This window comes from Psychromonas sp. SP041, from assembly GCF_000470315.2.
In the GTDB taxonomy this organism is placed as follows: Bacteria; Pseudomonadota; Gammaproteobacteria; order Enterobacterales; family Psychromonadaceae; genus Psychromonas.
Window position 1 is genome coordinate 1 of the sequence record NZ_CBRF02000043.1, and the last position, 22,980, is coordinate 22,980.

Here is a 22,980-nt window from a genome sequence, read left to right on the forward strand (position 1 = left end):
CTTCGTGGTTAAATAGTTTTTTGATTTTAAAAGACAACAAGCAACCACAAAGTCGCTTCGCTGGACGAAGAACACGAAGAAAGCCCTTACAATAAATGTTTTGAATTAACCTTCTCCACCCATCAAATCTTCGTGGTTAAATCGGTTTTTGATTTTAAAAGACAACAAGCAACCACAAAGTCCCTTCGCTGCACGAAGAACATCAAGAAACTAACTAAAATAGTTTGCGCTGTAGCGGTATTACTTTGCCTACTTTGTCACTACAACTTGAAAATAGAGCGAACAATTCATCTGTTCCTAACCAAACTGATGAAGCCTTATGAGCAATCGTGCTATGCAAAATACTCTTTAATCACTCATGATAATAGGTAATTTAGTTACTATTCATAGAGCTTAAAATCGTGTGTATCTCTTGCTCAGAAAAATCAGTCTGATCATTAAGATAATCTAACGCTGAGTCTGTATTCTCTTGGTATAATTGAGTAAAAATAAGATATTGCATTTCGTCTACATCATAATTATTTTTAATTTCTTTTATCCATTTTTGAGCAATGTTAATGTCATTTTGTTGTACAGCGATTTGAGCCAAAGAAAATCCTGCGTCACTATTACCTATATCAACGGATGATAGCCAATCACTGGCTGCAGACAAGTCTTGTTCCGCCCAATGATAGATGATCGTATCAAATGCTTGCTGACGCTTGTCATCACTTTCAAAATAATCAATATAATTTAAAGCTGTTGGAATATCGCTACGCATTAATATCCCTACCATCTGTTGCTGCATCGCATCACGAACTTCATCACTCGATATATTATCGATAAGTGATATCGTATTGTCGGTCGTACTATGAGATAAAATAAGTGGCAAAATAGCTTCGATAATAGTGTCATTGAAGTCATTATGGGGTAATGACAATAGCGCTAAAGCAATATTATCAGCATCAAATCCCTCTTCGCTAACTAATTGAAATGTTTTAGTGGTGATTGCATCGATGATGGCAGCAGTAATTGACGGGTCTTTATCTGATAATAAATACAAAGATGAAAGTGCAACATCTATATCCTCTTCAATCACTAGACTATATATTGGTAGTCCGTATTGTTGATATGCGACGTTGTTTTGACTAACCCAGCCAACTGCATCAAACATATCCGTGTCGATCCATTTTTGTATGATGTTAAAGGTTGATTTATTACGTAAATCAATCTCATTTATTTTTTCAGTATATTGAATAGCTAACTGCGGTGAAATACTAATATTCTGAGACAACTCAACAATCACAAAGTCTAATTTAGTACCCGTCTTCGTCGTTAATAACCATGTATTGAGGGTATCAGAGTCAATATCAGACCAAGCCGTCATCGCTAATAACAACATGGAGAAACGAAAATTCTCATCTTTTAAATTTAATAAATAAGCCATTACACTTTCAGGCTCTTTCGACATCCATAGCACAAAGAATGCCTTGTATTGAGTCTCTGTGTATTGTTTATTACCAGCAACAATAACTTGTTGAAGTAAGGTGATTAGTTCCGAGCTATCACTTACGTTTTGATAACGATTTTTATCATTATGATTCATTTCATTATGAGGCAGCATTGAGGTAGTTTGATGATTAAGAGTAGTTGATATAGTTGATTTTTTTGACTCATCAAAGATGACGTTTTTAAGTAATACAATGAGTAAAAAAGTAGTTAACAGTGCTATGAATAGCGTTTTAATAAGACGAGAAAGAATCAAAATAGCATCACTTTAATAGTTAAGGTCGATGATTGAAAACGCCTTAAAACATGAGTAGATTTTAAGGCGTGTTGAACTCAAAAAAAATCATTCAAACATTTAGTAGTAAATATAATGAGTGAGTTATTATGACGAAAATACCTTATAACCCTAGAGCATCTTTCGCTTTTTCTACTTCATTTTGAAATTTATTATCTCTATTTCTTACTGGTACTACCGCATTTCCAAAATCTCTAATATTTAAGGAATTTCTAGCAGCATCTGTCATCAATCCCCAGATAATAGCTCTATGTTTATCAACTGAACCTTTAGACCCTTCAGCAAAGCTGTGCGTAACACTCCCATGAAAATCATAGTTTATGTATATATGGGTATTGTTATTGCCACCACGATTAGGGTTTGTGCTTGCAGAAAGACCGCCATGGGCTGAATACACTGCACCTATTATTTTTTCATTGCTTGAGTTATAAGTATCATTGTAATTTTCAACAAACACCATCACATATTCCCAATCATGACGATGACCGATTGAGGCAACTAAATATCCATTATCTTTAGGAAAGTAATAGGCATACATAATTGCAGTTACCGTATCGTTTATTTCAACACCACGCACATAAACTTGTTGCTTGGTATCTAAACTACAATTCCCACCATTACTACCCGAATCTTTTAGCCCAGCATTCCAGTTACCATCGGCATCAACAGCCGTATAAGGGTGACAACCATCGCCAATATTTAATAACGGTAGATAACGTTGTGTAAGTGTATTTGTAAGGCCAGATATCGGCTCAAGAGAATCGTGAGGCACTGAACTAGCAGCAAAAGAAACATTGGATGAAAAAGAGGCTATCGCGATGAGGCCTCCTCCTAACAATTTTGTAATATTCATAATAGACTCATATATTTAAAAAATGATTCTCATTTATCAAAAAACTTAATAAGTAAGGTCGATACTCTTAAAAGAGCGTGATCATACTACCTACTCAAATTAAGCAACAATAATCATTACCATTAAAAATGTGACATAGTTCGCTTATTTAATATCACTAAAGATATAATAAAAGTATCTTTTTAAGGTTTTAAATTTACTAAATCTTTAAATTATCTTATTTAACAAATAAAATAATTTTTTATTATCAACATCTCAATGGGCTCACCCATTAGCGCTTTTCTATAAAGGAATGGCTGATTCCAGTCACTCCTTGATCACCTGAACATATTAATGGGTTAATTTATCTACGACTAAACAAGCCGCCGCTAAATCAGACAGTGCAGTCCCGACGGTTTTAAAAACGGTAATTTCTTCTTCTGTTTGTCGTCCTTGATGTTGACCTCTGGCAAGTTCGGCCAACTCAGCTTTGACATCACCTTTACTAAACACACCTTCTTCGATAGGTATTAATAACTCACCTGCTTCACTTAATACATTTAAGCGGCTATCAACAAAAACATTGGCTTTGGTAATTAAAGTTGTGTCACATTCACGACGGTTTGGTGAATGATTTCCGACAAAATCAGTGTGCGTACCCGGTTTTACCCATTCACCTAAAATTAATGGCTCGCCAGCACCCGTCGCACAGCTAATGATATCTGCTTGACCTGCCGCACTTTCAAGATCGGTAATGGCTACAACGGTTATGTCTGGGCGTTTTTTACGTACCTGCTCTGCCACTTTTTCAGATTTTTCTAAACTACGCCCCCAAATATTTATATGGGTAATGGGTCTAACGCTAGAATGAGCTAATGCCATATACGACGCTAGATAACCGGTACCACAAACTAATAAACGGCTAGCATTTTTACGTGACAGATATTGACTACCCAAAGCAGAGACTGCAGCGGTTCGCCAGTAAGTAACACTGGAACCGTCAACTAAAGCTAAAGGCTCTCCAGTTTCGCGTTTAAACATTAAAATCTTTGAATATAAGCGATCTAGCCCCTTAGGACCGTTTTCAGGGAAATGGGTAAAGGCTTTAACGCCAATTGCTTTATTGTTCCAAGCGGGTAATACGGCAAATCCATCGCCATGGTCATTGTCCTCTTCCAAAGAAAATACATTACGCTGCGGCATACCGTGATTACCTGCAAACGTTTGCTCTATTGCAGGGATCAATTCTTCAAAATTCATTGTCTGATGAACTTCAGACGCTTCGATTACATGCATTTTATGATTTCCTTTGATAAATAATTATTTACAAATGAGTTTTACTGACAGCTACTAGGCATGCATAGTGATTATTCGTCACGCTATTTTCACCATCAATTTAAATAATGCATGCACTTCGCAATAGTTAATTGATGCTGACACAGGGGATGATTGTGTACGTGGTTCTCACGAATATTTGCTAGAGCAATATTTTAATATGAATTGAATGCCTAGCATGTCGTAAATTATGGGAATGTTGTATTGGTATAGAGACATCAACTTAGTTATTCGTCATGGTGTTCAGCTTTTGTATAACCCAGAGCAACATGGCTACTGGGTTATACATTTTCTGAATTACCAGTCTTTAGTGCCAAGAACACGCGGTAACCAGAGCGCAGTTTCTGGAAAAGCGAGTATGACAAATAGGACAACCAATTGAATGCCGATAAAAGGAACGACACCTGCGTACATGTGCTTTAGCGTTATACTCGGCGGTGAAATAGCTCTTAAATAGAAGATTGACGGGGCGAGTGGCGGCGTTAGGTAGCTGGTTTGTAATACCACTAAGAACGCAACACAGAACCAAATGTCGTCAAAACCTAACAAACGGACAATTGGAATGGCAACTGGAATAATGATCAGCACAACCGACATCATATCCAGTAAAAAACCTGCAATAAAGGCAATGAAAAGAATCAAGCCAAGGACGGTAGTTGGACTGAAACCAGACCCTGTTAGCAGTGATTGCACGGTTTGCATGCCACCTGTCGCAAAGAAGATGCCTGCAAACATGTTGCCAGCCATTACAATCAATAAGATCATTGCGGTAATGTTTACTGTGCTCAACATCGACTCCCAAAGGACCTTTAATTTGCAGCTTCTATAACAAACAGACAAAATAACAGCGCCTAATGCACCACAAGCTGATGCTTCAGTTGGTGTTGCCAGCCCCAGTAAAATAGTACCGAGAACCGTAAAGATCAGAGCAGCTGCGGGAATGATTGCTGTAACGGTGACTTTCAATCTTTCAGCCAATGAGACGCCGGGTTCATTATCTATTTCTCGTGGTGCCATATCGGGTTTAAAATACGCGATGGCAATGACATAGATAATAAATAAAGCAGCCATTAATAGGCCAGGTATAAGCAAACCATTAAATAACTGACCCACTGATATTCCTGCAACTGGCCCTAATACAATCACGGTAATAGAAGGCGGAATAGCAGTACCTAACGAACCACTTGCGCAAATGACCCCAGATAGTAAGCGTTTATCATATTGGTGTTTCAGCATGACAGGAATAGTCAGTAGACCAATAACTGCTTCGGTTGCACCGACAACACCACTTGACGCTGCAAATATAGCACCAAGGATAATAGTCCCTACACCAATTCCACCCGGAAGACGCTTTGTCCATAAATGTATAGCGTGAAACAGTCGCTCTGCTATGCCAGATTTTTCTAACATAGCCCCCATAAATATAAATAACGGAACCGCAGCCAATATAGAGTTGGATGCAGTTTCTTCAATTTTTGTTAGTAGTTGATAGGCTGTTACGTCACCAAACATTATTAAGCCGAAAATAGCGGCTGTTAGAAGCATTGCAAAAGCAATCTGAACACCTGCAAAGATAAATAAGATAAGTACAGGAAACATCAAAATAGGTAGAAACTCATTCATATTAAGTCATCCTCTTTTCCACTAGTCAGGGTGGAGATGGCTTTAATAAGCTCTGCAATCAGTTGCAGAACTAGCAATAAAAATCCTAAGAACCAAGTAAAGTAAATAGGCCAAACGATTGGATTCCATGCTGAGCGTCCAGAACGTTCACCACTTTCAAAAGCCTCATAAAAATAATAAGCCAGCTCCCATGTTAGCCACATGAGGATTGGCAACAACATGAAGTAAAATACCATTCGAATAAACGCAACGACTCTGATTGGCATTTTCATGGTGAGTAAATCTACACTTACATGTTGCTTTAGGCGAAGCGCATTCGCCATCCCAAGTACGAAAAGAGTCCCCATTACCATATAGCTAATTTCAAATGCCCAAACAGTCGGCGAGCCTAAAACATGTCGGCTAAAAACTTCGATAATCAATGCAGCAACAAGCGGTAGTATTAATAGTGCTGCAATGCCACCAAAAAACCGTGTTGTCATTTCTATTATTTTTATTATCTTGATATGAATCATGGTATTCCTAATGTGACTGATCCGAATAGGTGAAAAAAGGGAAGAGACCGTAATTCAGCCACTTCCCTTATTTGTTATAGTTCTGATTCTCCAATTTTTAGGCGATACTCTGACCAGTTATTCATATCTTCTTTAAACTTACGCTGAGAAGTCAGCACTTTTGCAAACCAAGGATTTTTTGCAGCGTTTTCGTCTTCCCATGCCATTGTTTCTTCAAGAATTTTGGTGATAAAGCTAGGGTCTAAATTAACGATTTCGTTCTTACCATCTTTTAATTCTTGGTAAGCGGCTAAATCAGCGTATGAAGATGCAAGCCATGAATCGAATACAGAGAGTTTAGCTGAGCTGCGTAGCACGTTTTGCTCTTGCTCGTTTAAACTATCCCATTTGCGTTTGTTTACCTGACATTCAAGTACACCACCAGATTGATGCACACCAGGAACCATTACGTATTTAGCAACTTCATGAAAACCAGTCGGCTTATTCAGTTCTGGGCTTCCCCATTCAGCAGCATCAATTACGCCACGTTCAAGTGCACTATAAATTTCACTACCTGCCATAACAACCGTAGATGCTCCCAAGCGAGAGGCGATTTCAGCCCATGCACCTGACGTTCTTAGACGTAAACCTTGAAAATCTTCCAGCGTTTGCACTTTTTTACTTGAGTGAAGAAAAATTTCAGTACCTAAAACTGAACAAGGAAACGCGACAACTTTAGATTTTTCTAAACGAAATTGTTCGTATAGTTCAAGACCGCCACCTTTATATATCCATAACATAAACTCTTCTGGTGTTAATCCACTTGAGTGTCCAGCGAGTAATGATGTCGTTGGATCTACGCCATAGTCATAGCTAATATAATTATGGCTTAACTGTGCGACTCCTGACTTTACCGTTTCAGTCACTTTTAATGCACTGCCTAAGGTGCCACCTGGAAATACTTTGATATTAAAGTCACCGTTACTCAGCATGTTCACGTGATTTGCAAAATTTTGAGCATCACGCTCTAACCAAGGACCGCCTGACCATGGTGTTGCCATGCGCCAATCTTTTTCAGCAGCACTAATGGAGGTACTAGTAGACATTACCGCAGTGGCGATTAATGACATTGTTAATAGTTTTTTAAGTGATTTCATGTTCATTCCTTTGTTTCCAGTTAGTTCAGTGATTTATTAAAGTTAGAGCAGAGTTATTGGCTGATAATTAAGAACATCATTAAGAATTTCACTTCTCAAATATTCAGTCAAATTGGTGGTGGATAAGTAGAATAAGTCTCATTTTTCGTTTGATCTAAGCATTATCAACACCTCATTATTAGTGTTAGAAAGTGTTAGAGAGTGTTAACAACTTGCTATCGTTTTTTTAATTTTCTGTTGTAAGTTTTTTCATATTTATTTTGTTAAAGCAAATTTGGAGCCAACACAAAGACGAGCTCACAAAATTAAAAACAACGCTATTTAAATTAACAATTTATGAGGAAATATCATTATTAATGGCAATGTATTAAGAGTACAAAAAACAGCTTATTTGAGTAAAGATAAGGAGCATTAAAAGTGCAGTTAGCACCACGATGATCCATTTATAAACTTCCTCATCTTTTTGATAATAAGGAGAATAATTGGTATTGATTGATCATTAGCGCTCAGCGTTGCCATCACTTCATTATCTATGTTACCGACTTGCTAATAGTTTGTATCTGAAGTCACATTATCATTAAACCTGTTATTAGAACTGACAGATTAGTTGATAGCCGTCGCAAAATAGCAACATTGCCATCACAAAAATGTAATAGTTGTTAAGCATCTATCTTATACAGTCTATTTTGATTATTTTTACGGAAGCATAAGTAATTATCTTTATGTTTATGTTTATGAACAACTTAACCTAACTCTGCTATAGGTATGACCAAATGCTTAAAATGTAAAGTCATACATTTATTTAAGATTTAAAAAATAACGTTGTTTTTTAGTGAAAAAATTAATGAAAGTTATAGGAAAATAATCGTTTTCAGAGATGAAAAGTTTTAATCGTCATTAATTCATGTTCTACATAGCGATAGCAATTATCAATCAAAACACATTATTCAGGCGTTAACTTAGACACCAATACAAGGCGTAATATGATGAAATAGCGAGTCCTTATCAAATATTACAACGCAGTATTAGTTTTCGAATTGGCGACCCGCAGGACTTTCTTAGCCTTGAGCTTTGATTTTTGATTTTTGATTTTTGATTTTTGATTTTTGATTTTTGATTTTTAAATCTTAAATCTTAAATCTTAAATCTTAAATCTTAAATCTTAAATCTTAAATAGTGAATGGTGAATGGTGAATGGTATATATGACAAATAAAAAAAGGCTAGACAGTAATCTGCCTAGCCTTTTTCTTTATCGACACAGTTGTTTATCTAAACGGTTGCTTAGTTAATTCGTTATCTAAACAATTATAAGTAACGTGCTTCCAAATGTTTTCTAAAATAGTCCGCGTTGAGCGTTTCACCTGTTGCTCGTTTTATCAAATCATCCGTAGTGTGAAGTGATGCTTGTGACCAAATATTGTCGCTCAACCATTGGAAGATAGGACTGAGATCGCCACTTTTAATCGCGCCATCTATATCCACCGTGTTTTGCATAGTCGCTTTATATTGCGCCGCATACATAGCGCCTAATGTGTAAGAAGGAAAATAACCAAATGCGCCATCGGTCCAGTGAATATCTTGCATACAGCCATTTTTATAATTGCCTTTAGTGGAAAGACCAAGCGAGGCTTTCATCTTTTGATCCCACAGTTCAGGCACATCGGTATGCTCGATAACACCGTTGATTAAATCACGTTCGATTTCATAACGCATGATCACATGTGCTGGGTAAGTGATTTCATCGGCATCGACTCGAATAAAGCCTTTTTCAACTTGCGTATAGATTTTATATAAGTTTTCTTCTGCAAATACAGGGTCTTTTTGCGCGTTAAAAGCGTTTGCTGAAAGACGTGATAAGTGAGAAATAAACGGTTTGCTACGACCGATCTGCATTTCAAAAAAGAGTGACTGAGATTCATGAACGCCCATTGAACGAGCTTCCCCAACAGGTAACCCTGATAATGCTTTTGGTAAACCTTGTTCGTAGCGCGCGTGCCCTGTTTCATGGACTATGCCCATTAAGGCTTGCACAAAGTCTTTTTCATCATATCGCGTTGTGATACGTACATCCGATGGAACACCACCACAGAATGGATGTACACTTTGATCTAATCGGCCATGGTCAAAATCGAACTTCAGCAACTTCATGGTTTCTAAACCCAGTGCTTTTTGGCTAGCAATCGAAAAGGTACCTGATGGCATAATGATCGATTGTGATTGCTGCTTCTGTAATACTTTTTCAATTAAGTCTGGTAACCAGCTCTTCACATCTGAAAACAAGGTATCAAGCGATGCGGTTGTTGTGCCCGGTTCATATTTATCCAACATCGCATCGTACGGGCTAAGACCTAGTGCTTCACTTCGAATTTTTGCTTCTTCACGAGATAATTTTACAACCTCTTTCCAGTTTTTTTCAAACCCCGCCCAATCATTTTCTTGACGTTGTGAACGCCACGCATGTTCACATTTTGAACCTGCAATAGATTGCGCTTGAACCAAATCCTCAGGCACAATCGTCGCTTGCTGCCATTGGCGTTTCATTTCACGTAAGCTAGATTGTTGCTCTGCATTAAGTGACTCTTGTTGTGCTTCTCCAAACCATTCTTCAAGTTGTGGTTGTGTCGATAAACGATGAATATGAACCGATAATTCTGCCATCGCTTGAGAGCGTGCATCATTGCCACCCGATGGCATGTTCGCTGCGGCATCCCAACCCAACATAGATTGAGCGTGGTTAAAGTGATTGATTGTTTGGTAATGAGCGGTAAGTTGATCGTAGTTTGACATAATCTGGTTACTTCCTATAAGTTTCGTCTTTAAGGCTGACAGGTTACTGGCACTAAAAAAGAAGGTGCTGAGATGCTGATATCATGGAGCAATCAATACATATTAGCGAGACTACCCGTAAGAAAACAGATAAATCGACACCGTTTAAGCATAAAATTCATTATTGATTAGCTGTCTCGGCTATCTAAGCAATCAGCAATCAGCAATCAGCAATCAAATTTTAAACGCGCCTGTCCAGTATTCAATAAGGTATCGTACTGTTCGGCAACTATTATTATTTATCAGTACTTTTATTATTTATCAGTACTCTTATTGCTTAATAGTTGCACAAACAAGTCCAAATGGTCTACAATTAAAGACCAAATGAGCCAGTTTAGTCAAATAATTAAGGAGCTTTTATGACAACAATTGAATTAAAAAGCTTTAAACCAAAGCATAATAACAAGAATAATTTCTGGTTTAAGCTCGGAATTGAAGATGCTAAAACCGCCAGAACTGAAGCGGTCCATCAAGGTTTTAAAACTCAAGTGTATAGAAACATTATTGACCGAACGCAACTTTCACAAAGTGAATTTCAACGTGTAACGCATATTCCTGTTAGCACTATTAAACGTAGACTTAAAAATAATGAACGTTTTAATACTCAGGAAAGTGATGCAATATACCGGTTTGCGATGCTCATAAAGCTAGCTTCTGAATTGTTTAATGACGAGAAACAAGCTCTAAAATGGATGCGAGAAAGTGTATATGGCTTAGGAGGTAAAAGACCCCTTGATATGGTTTCAACGACGGTAGACTTCGAGATTGTTAAAGATCTTATTGGAAGAGTAGAGCACGGTGTGTTTTCTTAATGAAACTCTATCGACTGACTCAAAAAAAGTTTGCTGATGCACCATTTAGTCCAATAGGTGCAAAACTATTTGGCGGTAGGTGGAATTCAAAAGGAACAGAAGCGCTGTATTTTGCTGAGTCAGAGTCTTTATGCTGTCTAGAGGTATTTGTACACGTTAATAACGACCCAGGCATTATTAAGCAATATGATTTATATACCATCGAGATGCCAGAAACGTTAATCGTTAAGCTTGAACAGGAGGATTTACCTTCTACATGGCGAGCAATTCCAGCAAGTGAGGCAACTCAAAACATTGGGGATGAATTCTTAAATGATGATGAGCCACAGTTTGCAACCTTACAAGTTCCCTCTACTATCTCACCTAGAGACAAGAACTATGTTATTAACCCTAACCACCCTGCTATGAAAGAGATCATCAACCAGTCTAAAAAACTTGAGTTCGAGTTCGATCCTCGTATTTTTAAGTAAAATTAATTACCACTATCTGAACTTCGTATTGATAGAATAAGCAAAATTAATATAAATACATTTATTGCCCATTCGTGAAACAGGAATCCCACGATTAAGGCTAAGACTGAGCCCACCACAACAGAATACCAACATGGGAAACTGTACCAGCCGATTTAGGACATACATATAAACGTTCAATGATCCTACAGATTACTCCACACTTCATCTATCTATAAGTATTTCAATACTAAAAAATCAATAGATTTTAACTAATTAAAATTTGGGCGTAATTCTTCTCGCATTTTGGCGATTTTAGATGGGAAAATAGTCCAGCGATGTGCGTTATCAAATTCGAAATCTATTTTAATACGACCTGTATTTTTCTCAATTTGAACCAATAGTCGTTTAAACCTATGACCGTATTTTTGAAAAATAACGGTTTGAAATGCTCGAATTTTATTATTGAGAGCCATTGGTTCATCTTCAATACGAGCAGAAGCTGGACGAATACTGTCTTCGTTGTATAAAAAGCCTGAATTTGCCATGTGTCCTTCGTTTACGTCAAAAACGAATGTAAGCGAATTCCATTGATTTTCTACGACTTTTTTACAACGCAAAACAAGGCCACCTAACTCCTGTATATATGTGCTATCAATGTCCATATCTACCTTAAAAGTTTTTTATTAAATTTCTAGACACACGTTCAGACTCTTGGCCTGCTATATTTTAAAAATCATGATCGTGTTTAAATACAATATTTTTAATTAAAGAATCAATTACTTAATATTTAACCTCAGTTTTGGAAAAGCAAAGCGATACAACACTGTTATTTCCACTGATTTCTGCGTTAAATTATCCCTCAATAACCGATTATTGTTTCAATAATTCGACTTGAACTACGCAAAAATAACGGCACTGTATAGTAAAATACAGCAATAAAATATAATAGTAAAAAAATATAACCTAATGATTTTAAATACAATTCTGACTTTATTTACCAGAATTGAGGTTATTTAGAAAATGTGCTAAGGCTTTAATTATTCTAGATGAATCAAAGAAACCTTTTGATTAGCCTTACGCTCGCCATTTTATTGAACAACCCATGCTCGGTGTTTGTTGTTCTGGGCCTTGACCTGTTTTAGCAATTAAACGCATCGCATTGATCATTTCAGGCACCCTATTTTGTGCATCGTTCATACGTGCATCATCTAGTCTTCCTCTATATTGAAGCTCACCTTTATGGTTAAATCCAAAAAAATCTGGCGTGCACACTGCACCGTATTGCTTAGCGATTGATTGATCTTTATCTATTAAATAAGGAAAGGTAAAACCATATTGTTCAGAAAATAGTTTCATATTCTCCGGTGAATCTGAAGGTACATTGTCATAATCGTTAGACATGATAGCTAATACATTAATGCCTTCTGCCATCAGTAATTTCGCATCCTCTGCCAGACGATGGCCAATTTGCTGAACGTAGGGACAATGGTTACAGATGAACACGATTAATAAGCCTTTCTCTCCCAGTTGTTCACTCAATGTGAACGTTTCACCGAAGGCATCTTTTAACGTAAAGTTAGGGGCTTTCCAGCCAAAATCACAAATGGGTGTATCTAGTAGCATAATTAAATGTCCTGTATTGTTAGTGCTCAATATCAATTTTTCTTAACGGATAAATTATGTTAAGTAACGATTAAGATCTGATTTGAAATGTAGAATAATGCTGTTAAATCAGCTTTGCCGCCCATTTTAACATGCTTAAAAGTACGATATTCATTTACATGGCTATTTGCATAGCTTTTAACATAGCTCTTTACATAGTCAGGCTACTACTGCCTTCTTACTTCCCAATGATCGTTACTGAATTGGTGTTGCTGTAAGCTTTCGATCAAACTGGTTAATACTGGCCCCGAAGGATGACTTCTTGAAATTAAGCATCCCACCGGTGTTAACCAACCATTACGTTCATAAGTAACAGGTAAAGTAATAAGATGACCTTGCTCAAGATCCTGTTTTATTAATTGCTCAGGTACGCTAGCCCAACCTGTGCCTAATTTAATTAAATCGATTAAAGTTTGGTGAGTATTCGCATACCAAACCTTGGTACTTATGGCATAACTAAACCACAGTTCTTTTTGTTTAATACTACGATGCACACATTGAAGGTATGTTTTTAAATCAGAGTCTTGAACAGAACCCAGTGTTGCTAATGGATGATTTGGTGAACTGATAGTTAAAAAACGAGCTTGTCCTAGTAAAAAAAAGTCCATATCGACCTTTAATTCGCCATCAGCATATATTATCCCAGCCTGTGCTTTACCCGTTCTGATTAACTCTTCTACTTCAAAGGTTGAGGTGCTAATAATTTCAATATGGGTGATCGGAAACTTGTCTGAAAGAGGTGTAAAAATATTGAGTAAATCGGTACTCACTAAACTTTCATCAATGGCTATCACCAGTTCGTTTTCATACTCATTCGTTAAAGATGCTAACTTTTGCTCAAAGTAAGTCTGTTGGTGAAGAATTGACTTAGCAATTGGTAACAGCGCTTTGCCATTTTCACTTAAAACGGGCGTATTTTTTTCACGATTGAATAACGTTTGATTAATCGATATTTCAAGGTTCGATATCGCTTGACTAACACCTGATTGAGCACGTTTTAGCTTACGAGCTGCTGCTGAGAAAGATCCCGTCTCACATACGGTAATAAATACTTTTAATTGTTCAAAACTGTACATTGATAAACTCTCATGGTCATTTTGTAACTTATATTCTATCTTAAGCTATCACCATTCGTGATGGATGTTAACTTTTTATCTTTATATTTCCTGACATAATAATCACCTCTAAAGTTAATTAATCATATTGTTAGGTAATAAAAATGGGAAAAGTAGAAAGAGTGTTTCACTCAGTAATATTTGAAGTGTTAGCACTTGTTATGTCAATTACTGGTTTAATGATATTTACGCAACACGATATTAATGCACTATCAGGAACAATGATAGTTGTCGCGAGTATGGCAATGATTTGGAATTATAGTTTTAATGCTGCTTTTGACCACTACGTAAAAGGCGAAAAAACTAAACGTTCGCTATCACTACGTATCGTACATGTGCTTTTATTTGAGGCAGGATTATTATTTTTCACTATTCCAGTGATGGCTTTTATTTTAGACTTAAGCTTATGGGATGCTTTTGTGATGGACTTAGGCGTGACGATTTTCATTACTATTTATGCTTTCGTGTTTAACTTGAGTTACGATCATTTACGCGCGTTTATAGTAAAGAAGCATATCCATAAAAACCAAGTAGCTCATTCCTGAAGCAGGTAATGAAGTATTTATCGCTATTAATCTCTTATTTTGAGACTTCATTTATTATTTTTAAGCCTTATCAACAAGGGCTTTCTAACTCGATATAGACTCAAAAGCTTTTTTAGAAGATAACGGTATGTGGCTAATATTAATTAGCCACAACATGGAGAGCAATGAGATACGTTTAAAATTGAGCAAATGATGATGAGTTAATTAACATTAACTCACAATGAACGCCATCATAGCCAATCGATTTGTTATCTTAAAAAGCCCACGCAACATTAGCTCTAAAGTCTCGACCTGGTGCCATGTCTCCAGCATCTCCATAAACAGTCTTACCAAAGGTTGATTGATCTCGATAGTTTTTATCAAATAAGTTACTAATCGATAGCGTTACTGTTAATGAATCATCGTTAAGTGGTAACCATTGTCCATAAATATCATGAACCCCGTAACCTGCTTTTTCAAGAACATCATCATTAGTATCAGTCAGTCGTGTTGCAAAGTTAGCCGACCAACCAAACTCCAATGAATTTGATAATTGATAATTGACACTTGTATTGATTGTATCGCCAGTAGAGATGCCAAGGTCTGTATCATAATATCCACCTAATGGTTCACCATTCAATTCAACAGTATTATGATTGTAACTTACACTCGTTTGTAACGACTCCCAATTATAATTAATACCTAAAGTAACCCCTTTATTTATTAACTCTCCGTCATTATTAAATTCTGTATAATTGTCTTCGCCCCATTCTCCATAGGTAATAACATCGTCAACTGTAGAGTGATAAACATTGGCTGACAGACCAAGACCGCCATGTTGGTAATGAATTGAGAACTCTATATTTTCAGCTCTTTCTTCTTTTAGATCAGCTGCATTAGTGTAACCGTCTTTATAAATAAGGAAGCTTTCTCTTACTTCAACACCACGCATAGCTTGTGCATAACTAAGCGCTAATTGCAGGTTGTCTAAAGGAGTAAATTGTATGCTAGCGTTCGGGCTAAAACCTGTACTTTTAAAGTTTTGATTGTCAGCATCAGTTGTATCATAAATATCATAACGGCTACCGACATTTAATAACCAAGCTTGTGCTAATTGAAATTCAGCTTGTATATAAACACCGTAAACATCACCTTTTTCACTGCGAGATTCTTCACTTTCACTGCCATAAGATGACTTATCATGTCGATAATCAACACCATATGTAAATGAATGGTCTGATATTTTATTGGTATTACGAATGTCAAAACCATAAGTTTCAATTTGACCATCAGCACCATCACCTACTCGGTGAATATTATTCTCGGTGTAATAAGCATTAGTTTCTAAAGCTAACCATTGATTTTTTTCAGGATTTATCGAATATTCTATGGTACCGGTTTTACGATGTGCTTCCATATCGACACTCGAATTTTTAACGGTTTCAGTCCAGTTAGGCTTTATTAACCTTTCACCATCATCTATGCGATTATCAAAACTAAAACTTAAACGTTGATTGTTTTTAAAGTTACCAACCAGCTTTATTAACGCATTTTGTTGGTTGTAATCAGTGTATTCAACCTCATTACCTCTACCATCCTCATAATCATCGGCTTCCGTTTGCACCACGGTGCCCATTGCACTCCAATTATCATTCAAAGTGCCATATAAACTAAGACTCGTTTTATAAGCATTTGCATTGGTGCTATACCCGCCCTTAACTATCCCGCCAAAACGTTCGCCTTCATATAACAAATCGTCAGGATCTTTGGTCTTAAACTTGAGAGAGCCACCTAATGCACCGGGGCCGCTCAGTGCATCGCCCGCACCAGCTTGTACATTTACTTGTTTAAGCAATTCAGGTTCAATTGACAAACTACCTTGATGATGAAATGTACTCGCTGATTGTTTAGCACCATCTATAGTGACATTTAACATATTGGTTTCTAAACCACGGACATAGACTTTTTGTGATACCGAGGAACCTCCGCCAACATTAACTTCTACTTCATTTTTAAAAATATCTTTAAGGTCACTCGCTTGGGCTTTTTCAAGTTGTTCTTGGCCTACTTCGAGATCAAGCGCAGAAGCTCTCTTTCCCGTAATAACCATGGTGTCCCAGGCTTTATCTTGCTCTTTTGCAATTAACGATTGGCTTAGCAGTGCTGAGGCAACCGACACTGAAATAGCCATTCTTTTTATCCAGATGTTTCTTTCCATGTTCATATTTCACATTTCCATTAATGATAATCATTCTCAACCTCTATTTTCTAGGTTCTGATAAAAAAATAAAGGATCTTTACATCTGTTACAAATGAGATTAAATATCATTTAAATATAGTTTTAAGGATAAGGAAGCGTTATCGTCATCTGCAGACCTGTTGCCTTTGTATGCAAACTAGTTTCATTTAAATTTCTGGCACTTAAACTACCTGAGATAGCTTCAATTTGACGTCTAGCTAAGGCAAGACCTAAACCAAAACCATCGGGACTTTTGTCTCTTGACTTATCAACACGAAAAAAAGGTTGAAAAATACTCTCTAAATATTCATCAGGGACACCATTTCCTTGATCGCTAATAATAATTAAAACACTCTTGTCTCTCCTATCAACGGTTATTGTGATTGCTTTGTTAATTGGTGAGTATTTTAAAGCATTACGAATTAGGTTTTCTAATGCTTGTACTAACGCACGTTGGCTGCAATCAACAAGCGCTAATTGAGGAGGAAAAGAAGTAATAAATTGAGCATGAGGAAATTCATATTGAGCATCTTCCAGAATAATATCAATCAGCTCAATCAGGTCAAATGCCTCACCAGTCAATATTGGTTTTTCATTTTCTAACCAAGCAAGCGTTAACGTATCCTCAATTAACATTCGAATTTCTGCCGTCTCTTTTTCTAATCTAGGTAGAAGCTCTGTTTCAGAAATACCTTGTTTTGCAGACCCTATTGCCATTTCCATACGCGTAATAGGTGTACGCAATTCATGAGATAAATCGGCAATTAATTGGCGCTGTTTTATGATCAAATCATTGGTGTTTTCAGCCATTTGATCAAAAGCATCAGCCAAATCTGTTAGTTCATCATTACGGGATCCTAAGCTTGGCCTAACGCGAACTAAGTGGTCTCCTTCGCTAAATTTTCGAGTTGCAGCACCTAAACGCTGTAACGGAGACATGACATACTGATAAATAAGCCAAGTCAGTAATAATAAAGGCAACAGTGGTAAAATAACCTGTAGTAATAGATCCATATGTTGCCAATATGCGCCCGGTCGCATACGTTCAGGGAGCTGTATTAAAAAGTGTGTATTTTTATCAACAAAGGGAACTTCCATCACTGGGTTTTGATTAAAATATAAATGTACTTTCCAATCAATTCCTCTCCCCAACACAAATCGATCTAAGTATTCTTGTTGCATATAAGTGCCTAGAGTGGGTGTGAGACTTGATTTTACAATAGCGACCCATGTATTTTCATTTTTCTGTAAGGTACCTAACCAATCCGAGAGTTGTTCGTGCTGACCTTGTAGATAAAGCTGCTCTGCATGTTTAGCATACTCATTTAATTGTTGTTGATGCTCTATTTTAATAAAGCTCATATGCCATTCAGTTTCGTCAGTGAGGTAGTTAATAAGAGAAAATAAGGTAATAGTTGCGATGGTAATAGAAGCGGATAAGCGCCAAAAAAGCGTATTTTTCATGATAAGCAATAACCTTTACCGTGTACGGTTTTAATTCTGTCTGCTAGCATGCCGTTGTCAGTTAATTTACGGCGTATACGGCTTAAATGCATATCTAAGCTACGATCATAAAGACTAAAATTTCTTTCTAAAACAATTTGATATAAATACGGCTTACTTAAAATTTCACCTTGGTTATCTAGCAATGTCCAAAGCAAATTAAATTCAATGGTTGTAAAAACAACCAGTTCACCATCGTAAAGTACCTGCTGGTTTCGTTTGTTTAAGGAAAATAGATCAACCATTAATTCTGATGGTTTTCGAACAGGAACTTGTGTATTCATTGTGCGTCTTAATAAGGCATCAATACGCAACATTAACTCTTCAATATTAAAAGGTTTGGGTAAATAATCATCGGCACCTTTATTGAAGCCTTTAATACGCTCTTCCTCTGCTCCACAGGCGGTGATAATAATCACGGGAGTGCTACGATGAGCACGCAAACGCTTTAGCATTGAAAAACCATCTAATTTTGGCAACAAAACATCGAGTAGAATAAGATCAAATTTTTCACTTAATGCTTTTTCTAACCCGCTCTCCCCGTCAAAACACTGAACAACAGAAAAGCATCTTCCTACTAGTATTTCGCTAAGTTGTTTATTTAACGACTGGTCATCTTCAATGACGAGAATTCTTGCATTAGTTGTAGACAAAACTTATTCCTTTAACTTAATGATAACGTCCATTGTTGAGCTAAGTTTATTGCATTTTTTAAAACAATAAATGCGATATCCCTTTAGCTTAAATTTTCACCTTTCTATGCAAACTCTATATTTTCCCTACGAGAAAATAAATCTACATGCCTGTTAATCAATGCCTTTAGGTCTTTAAGAAGTGCTTCATTTTCTGACTGACACACAATCGACAGTTCATCCTCTGTTTTGTTAACCTGCATTGAAGTAACTCCGATGCTAAACGTTATTATTCCTTGAGGATCATCCCATTCTGCTTCTACTTTCCGAGAAAAGTGTCGGCATAATACCGTTAAGTATTTGCTGGCGTTAAGTATTTTCTGGCATAGTTTGATTGGATCACAGCGGATACTGCCACCAATGCAGTATCTCGCGAGACTACATCGATAACCTTGTTCGGCGTATTCATAACTAATATCTTATTGTTTGTACGGTATATATATGAATATAAATAAAAGCGACTCTGTAAAAGAAGGCATCACACCACTTAAATATTAAATACAAATGATATCTATTATCATAAATGCGGTGATATTATTCAATACTATGTTCAATAACAAGTAGAATTTATTTAATGACAGGTAAAAGCACACCAACATGCAGTAAACGACTATAAATCTTATCTATTGCAAAAAATTCGTTGTTTATAATTTTTAATAGTTTTTAAAAAAATTAAAAAAATTAAAAAATAGCTCTGTATATAAGAAGAAATTTAACCGACAAAACTTAAATTATAATAGTAATAATAAAGTGAAGAATGACAAAAAATCATTCTATTAAGTCTCTTAATAATAAATCTAAACCAATCCTTCCGATATGATATTGACTGTATTTTGCGATATGTTACCCTAAACGTAATCGATAACTATTATCATAAGTTAGCTTAACACCTTATATAAAACCTACTTTTACATATCATTTTATACTTACAATACGGTAAATTTACATTATGAATTTTTTATTTCTAGTAAAAAAAAGGATTTTAAACAAGCTAGTGATTAGCTTGTTTATTACTTTATTTAGTTCTGTCAGTGCAACAGCTCAGACTATAAAACATGCATTAGGTACTATTGAAATAGACGGTATTCCCAAACGTGTCGTTGTATTGGGCCACGGCAGTTTAGACTATTTAGATGCATTAGGTATTAACCCAGTGGGGGTGACCAAGCAATTGTTACCTGACTTTATTAGTAAGTATAATGATAAACAATATTCCGCAACTGGCTCCCTACATGAGCCCAACTTTGAAACTATCTTTACACTAAAGCCTGATATTATTATTGCAGAGAATCGTCAATCGACGCTTTATAAAGAACTTTCTGAAATTGCCCCTGTTTACATGTTTCAAATTGATAACAGTAACTACTGGGAAGCGACCCAACATCACTGGCGTGTTTTAGGCATTATTTTTAACAAAGAATCCCGTGCTGAGGAGTTAATAAAAGAGGTACAAGCTGGTATTGACGATGTTAAAAAGAATACATCTCAACATCCATCTAAAGCCTTAGTTGTGATGAATAATGGTAACAACCTAGCTATGTTTGGAGAACAAAGCCGTTTTTCACTTATTTATCAAGAATTTAACTTTGGTTTAGCTTCTTCACAAAAAGTACCGGTTGTCACAGGCCCACATGGCAATTTAATTTCATTTGAATACATTGCAGATGCTAAACCAGAAGTTATGTTTATTCTTGACCGTGAACAAGCCATTGGTCAAAGTAATGGTAAAGCTAAAGCTTTATTCGATAATGATTTAGTTAATACAACCGTTGCCGCTAAAAAGAAAAGAATAGTCTTTATGGACCCTGCTGCATGGTACTTAGGCACCGGAGGCTATCAAGCAACTAAAATCATGATTAGTGATGCTCAGACTGCATTTAAATAAGTTATTTTGATACGTTTACGTATCGATAGGACTTCTTTTAATGAATAATTTTTTACCATTAATTCACACATAAGACATCATGAAATCCAACACCTTAAATAAACCTATGATTGCGCTAATCGCATTCATAGGGCTTGCTTGTGTCTCTTTGTTGATTGGTGTTGCCAACATCAATCTACAACAGATTATAAATAGTGATAGCCAAGCCTTAGAAATATTAGTAACGAGTCGAATACCACGTTTATTAGCAATTGCACTAGCGGGTGCAGGGCTCAGTATTTCAGGTTTAATTATGCAGCAAATAGTGCAAAATCGATTTGCTGCTCCATCCACTACCGGCACTATTGATTGTGCAATGTTGGGATATATAGTCGCAATATTGCTATTTTCAGATTTTGGAGGCTGGACCCACTTAATTGTCATTATGTTTTTTTCTATAATAGGAACACTGATTTTTGTTCGATTTTTACAGAAACTAAAATTTAAAAATACAATAATGGTTCCTTTGATCGGCATTATGTACGGTAATGTCATTTCAGCATTGACTACCTTTATCGCCTATAAATACGATTTAGTGCAGACGCTTAATTCATGGGTTGTTGCTAACTTCTCTTCCATATTACGCGGTAATTTCGAATTTCTTTATTTGACCATACCAGCTTCAATTATTGCTTACTTTTATGCCAGTAAATTCAGTGTGACAAGCATTGGAGAAACCTTTGCAAAAAACATCGGCTTGAACTATCAACGTATTGTTTTGATTGGCATTGTATTGGTCTCCATTCTTTCTTCATCTGTTGTGATGATCGTCGGTGTCATTCCTTTCCTTGGGTTAATTGTGCCTAATGTTGTTGCAATATTTCTCGGCGATAATATGCGACGCAACCTACCTTGGACAGCTTATTGGGGAGTGATGTTGGTATTAGCGTGTGACATTTTGGGGCGGGTGATTATATTTCCTTACGAAATGCCTATTTCAATGATCATTAGTATCTTTGGTGGTGCTGTATTTATTTATCTTATATTAAAGGATAAATCTAATGCTTAACCCATTAAAAAATTATTTAAGCTATGCGAAACGTAAAAATAACGACACGATAAAAGTAATTGTCTTAGCACTATTAACTCTCGTTATCCTAGGCTATTTTTTAGCTAAAGGACTTACATTAGATAACTATCAATTTTTCCTTTCTCGACGTATCCCAAAAATCTTATCGATTGTATTAGCTGCACTTGCTATCGCGTCATCTTCATTTGTTTTTCAAACCATTACCAATAATCGAATTCTGACTCCCTCCATACTCGGATTTGATTCGTTATATGTCATGATTCAGGTCATATTGGTAGTGGCGTTTGGAGGGTTAAGTTCCCTGGTGATTGATAGTCGTATCAACTTTATATTATCTAGTGGCATTATGATTTTATCTGCAACAACCCTATTCCACTTTTATTTTAAACGCCAGAACCGTAATATTTTCACTTTATTGTTGATTGGCATTGTATTGGGTAGCCTATTCAGTAGCGTTACAGGTTTCTTTGGAATGCTGATCAACCCTAATGAATTCGCATTTGTTCAAGGGTCGATGTTTGCTAGTTTTAACAACGTTAATGCTGACATCGTATATTGGTGTGTTGCACCATTATTACTTTGCTTTATTTGCTTATTAAGATTATCACCACAATTAGACATTATGTGGCTTGGTGAAGACAATGCTAAAAGCTTGGGAGTTGATACTAAAAAATTAATAATGAAATTAATGTTTATTATTACTATTTTAATCTCTATTTCAACTGCCTTAGTAGGTCCGGTTTTATTCTTTGGACTTGTTGTTGTGGCGTTATCTCGACAAATTTTTAATAACTATCAGCACCACTTTTTGATTTTATCAAGTAGTGTTCTAGCGACCTTACTTCTCGTCAGTGGTCAGTGGTTTGTTGAAGATATATTAGACTTTGAAAGCACAATTAGTGTGATCATTAATTTCATCGGTGGTGGATACTTCCTTATACTACTCATGCAGCAAAAACTGGACTAAGAATAAATA

General features: G+C 36.2%; 19 protein-coding genes. 6 read left to right on the forward strand and 13 right to left on the reverse strand.

The window, feature by feature from the left end:
- Window positions 1-373: 373 nt before the first annotated feature.
- The 7 genes from SP041_RS18045 to SP041_RS18075 form a co-directional block, all read right to left on the reverse strand.
- On the reverse strand, window positions 374-1,744 hold the full coding sequence (locus tag SP041_RS18045; protein ID WP_137297983.1) for a hypothetical protein: 1,371 nt from the start codon (window positions 1,742-1,744) through the stop codon (window positions 374-376).
- A 142-nt stretch (window positions 1,745-1,886) separates the two neighbouring features.
- Window positions 1,887-2,636, reverse strand: a complete 750-nt coding sequence (locus SP041_RS18050; protein ID WP_137297984.1) for an NPP1 family protein — start codon at window positions 2,634-2,636, stop codon at window positions 1,887-1,889.
- Between the two features lie 330 nt (window positions 2,637-2,966).
- Window positions 2,967-3,911 carry an ornithine cyclodeaminase family protein gene (locus SP041_RS18055; RefSeq protein WP_025563027.1) on the reverse strand — a complete coding sequence of 315 codons (945 nt, stop codon included), beginning with the start codon at window positions 3,909-3,911 and terminating at the stop codon, window positions 2,967-2,969.
- Between the two features lie 336 nt (window positions 3,912-4,247).
- Entirely contained in the window at window positions 4,248-5,573 is a 1,326-nt protein-coding gene (locus SP041_RS18060; protein ID WP_025563026.1) for a TRAP transporter large permease subunit, read from the reverse strand.
- Window positions 5,570-6,088, reverse strand: coding sequence for a TRAP transporter small permease subunit (locus tag SP041_RS18065; protein ID WP_037048033.1), 519 nt, complete (start codon window positions 6,086-6,088; stop codon window positions 5,570-5,572). Before SP041_RS18065 ends, SP041_RS18060 begins: the two co-directional genes overlap by 4 nt.
- 74 nt (window positions 6,089-6,162) lie before the next feature.
- Window positions 6,163-7,224 carry a TRAP transporter substrate-binding protein DctP gene (gene dctP, locus SP041_RS18070; RefSeq protein WP_025563024.1) on the reverse strand — a complete coding sequence of 354 codons (1,062 nt, stop codon included), beginning with the start codon at window positions 7,222-7,224 and terminating at the stop codon, window positions 6,163-6,165.
- 1,306 nt (window positions 7,225-8,530) lie between these two features.
- Window positions 8,531-10,012, reverse strand: a complete 1,482-nt coding sequence (locus SP041_RS18075) for a carboxypeptidase M32 (RefSeq protein WP_025563023.1) — start codon at window positions 10,010-10,012, stop codon at window positions 8,531-8,533.
- Between the two features lie 398 nt (window positions 10,013-10,410).
- Between SP041_RS18075 and SP041_RS18080 the strand changes: the two genes are divergently transcribed.
- Both SP041_RS18080 and SP041_RS18085 read left to right on the forward strand, forming a co-directional pair.
- A complete protein-coding gene (locus SP041_RS18080; protein ID WP_025563022.1) occupies window positions 10,411-10,863 on the forward strand; it encodes an antitoxin Xre/MbcA/ParS toxin-binding domain-containing protein in 453 nt (150 codons plus the stop codon).
- Window positions 10,863-11,333, forward strand: coding sequence for an RES family NAD+ phosphorylase (locus tag SP041_RS18085; RefSeq protein WP_025563021.1), 471 nt, complete (start codon window positions 10,863-10,865; stop codon window positions 11,331-11,333). The genes SP041_RS18080 and SP041_RS18085 overlap by 1 nt, the downstream gene beginning before the upstream one ends.
- Before the next feature lie 251 nt (window positions 11,334-11,584).
- Here the strand turns inward: SP041_RS18085 and SP041_RS18090 are convergent, their stop codons facing one another.
- The 3 genes from SP041_RS18090 to SP041_RS18100 form a co-directional block, all read right to left on the reverse strand.
- Entirely contained in the window at window positions 11,585-11,932 is a 348-nt protein-coding gene (locus tag SP041_RS18090) for a hypothetical protein (protein WP_137297985.1), read from the reverse strand.
- 457 nt (window positions 11,933-12,389) lie between these two features.
- Window positions 12,390-12,938, reverse strand: coding sequence for a thioredoxin family protein (locus tag SP041_RS18095; protein ID WP_025563018.1), 549 nt, complete (start codon window positions 12,936-12,938; stop codon window positions 12,390-12,392).
- Window positions 12,939-13,144: 206 nt separating this feature from the next.
- Entirely contained in the window at window positions 13,145-14,053 is a 909-nt protein-coding gene (locus tag SP041_RS18100) for a LysR family transcriptional regulator (protein ID WP_025563016.1), read from the reverse strand.
- A gap of 143 nt (window positions 14,054-14,196) precedes the next feature.
- On the opposite strand from SP041_RS18100, the gene SP041_RS18105 reads away from it, so the two are divergent.
- Window positions 14,197-14,637, forward strand: coding sequence for a PACE efflux transporter (locus tag SP041_RS18105; protein WP_025563015.1), 441 nt, complete (start codon window positions 14,197-14,199; stop codon window positions 14,635-14,637).
- Window positions 14,638-14,890: 253 nt separating this feature from the next.
- On the opposite strand, the gene SP041_RS18110 is transcribed toward SP041_RS18105, so the two are convergent.
- The 3 genes from SP041_RS18110 to SP041_RS18120 form a co-directional block, all read right to left on the reverse strand.
- Window positions 14,891-16,834 carry a TonB-dependent receptor gene (locus SP041_RS18110; protein ID WP_037048043.1) on the reverse strand — a complete coding sequence of 648 codons (1,944 nt, stop codon included), beginning with the start codon at window positions 16,832-16,834 and terminating at the stop codon, window positions 14,891-14,893.
- Window positions 16,835-16,957: 123 nt separating this feature from the next.
- A complete protein-coding gene (locus SP041_RS18115; RefSeq protein WP_025563013.1) occupies window positions 16,958-18,319 on the reverse strand; it encodes a histidine kinase sensor domain-containing protein in 1,362 nt (453 codons plus the stop codon).
- A complete protein-coding gene (locus SP041_RS18120; protein WP_025563012.1) occupies window positions 18,316-19,011 on the reverse strand; it encodes a response regulator transcription factor in 696 nt (231 codons plus the stop codon). Before SP041_RS18120 ends, SP041_RS18115 begins: the two co-directional genes overlap by 4 nt.
- A 988-nt stretch (window positions 19,012-19,999) precedes the next feature.
- Between SP041_RS18120 and SP041_RS18130 the strand changes: the two genes are divergently transcribed.
- The 3 genes from SP041_RS18130 to SP041_RS18140 all read left to right on the forward strand — a co-directional run bounded on the left by SP041_RS18130 (window position 20,000) and on the right by SP041_RS18140 (window position 22,971).
- Window positions 20,000-20,935 carry an ABC transporter substrate-binding protein gene (locus SP041_RS18130; RefSeq protein WP_081695331.1) on the forward strand — a complete coding sequence of 312 codons (936 nt, stop codon included), beginning with the start codon at window positions 20,000-20,002 and terminating at the stop codon, window positions 20,933-20,935.
- A gap of 79 nt (window positions 20,936-21,014) precedes the next feature.
- Complete coding sequence (locus SP041_RS18135; protein ID WP_025563009.1) at window positions 21,015-21,983, forward strand: iron chelate uptake ABC transporter family permease subunit; 969 nt, start codon at window positions 21,015-21,017, stop codon at window positions 21,981-21,983.
- Window positions 21,976-22,971: an iron chelate uptake ABC transporter family permease subunit gene (locus tag SP041_RS18140; RefSeq protein ID WP_025563007.1), complete on the forward strand. Its 996-nt coding sequence runs from the start codon at window positions 21,976-21,978 to the stop codon at window positions 22,969-22,971. Before SP041_RS18135 ends, SP041_RS18140 begins: the two co-directional genes overlap by 8 nt.
- The last annotated feature ends 9 nt before the right edge of the window (window positions 22,972-22,980 follow it).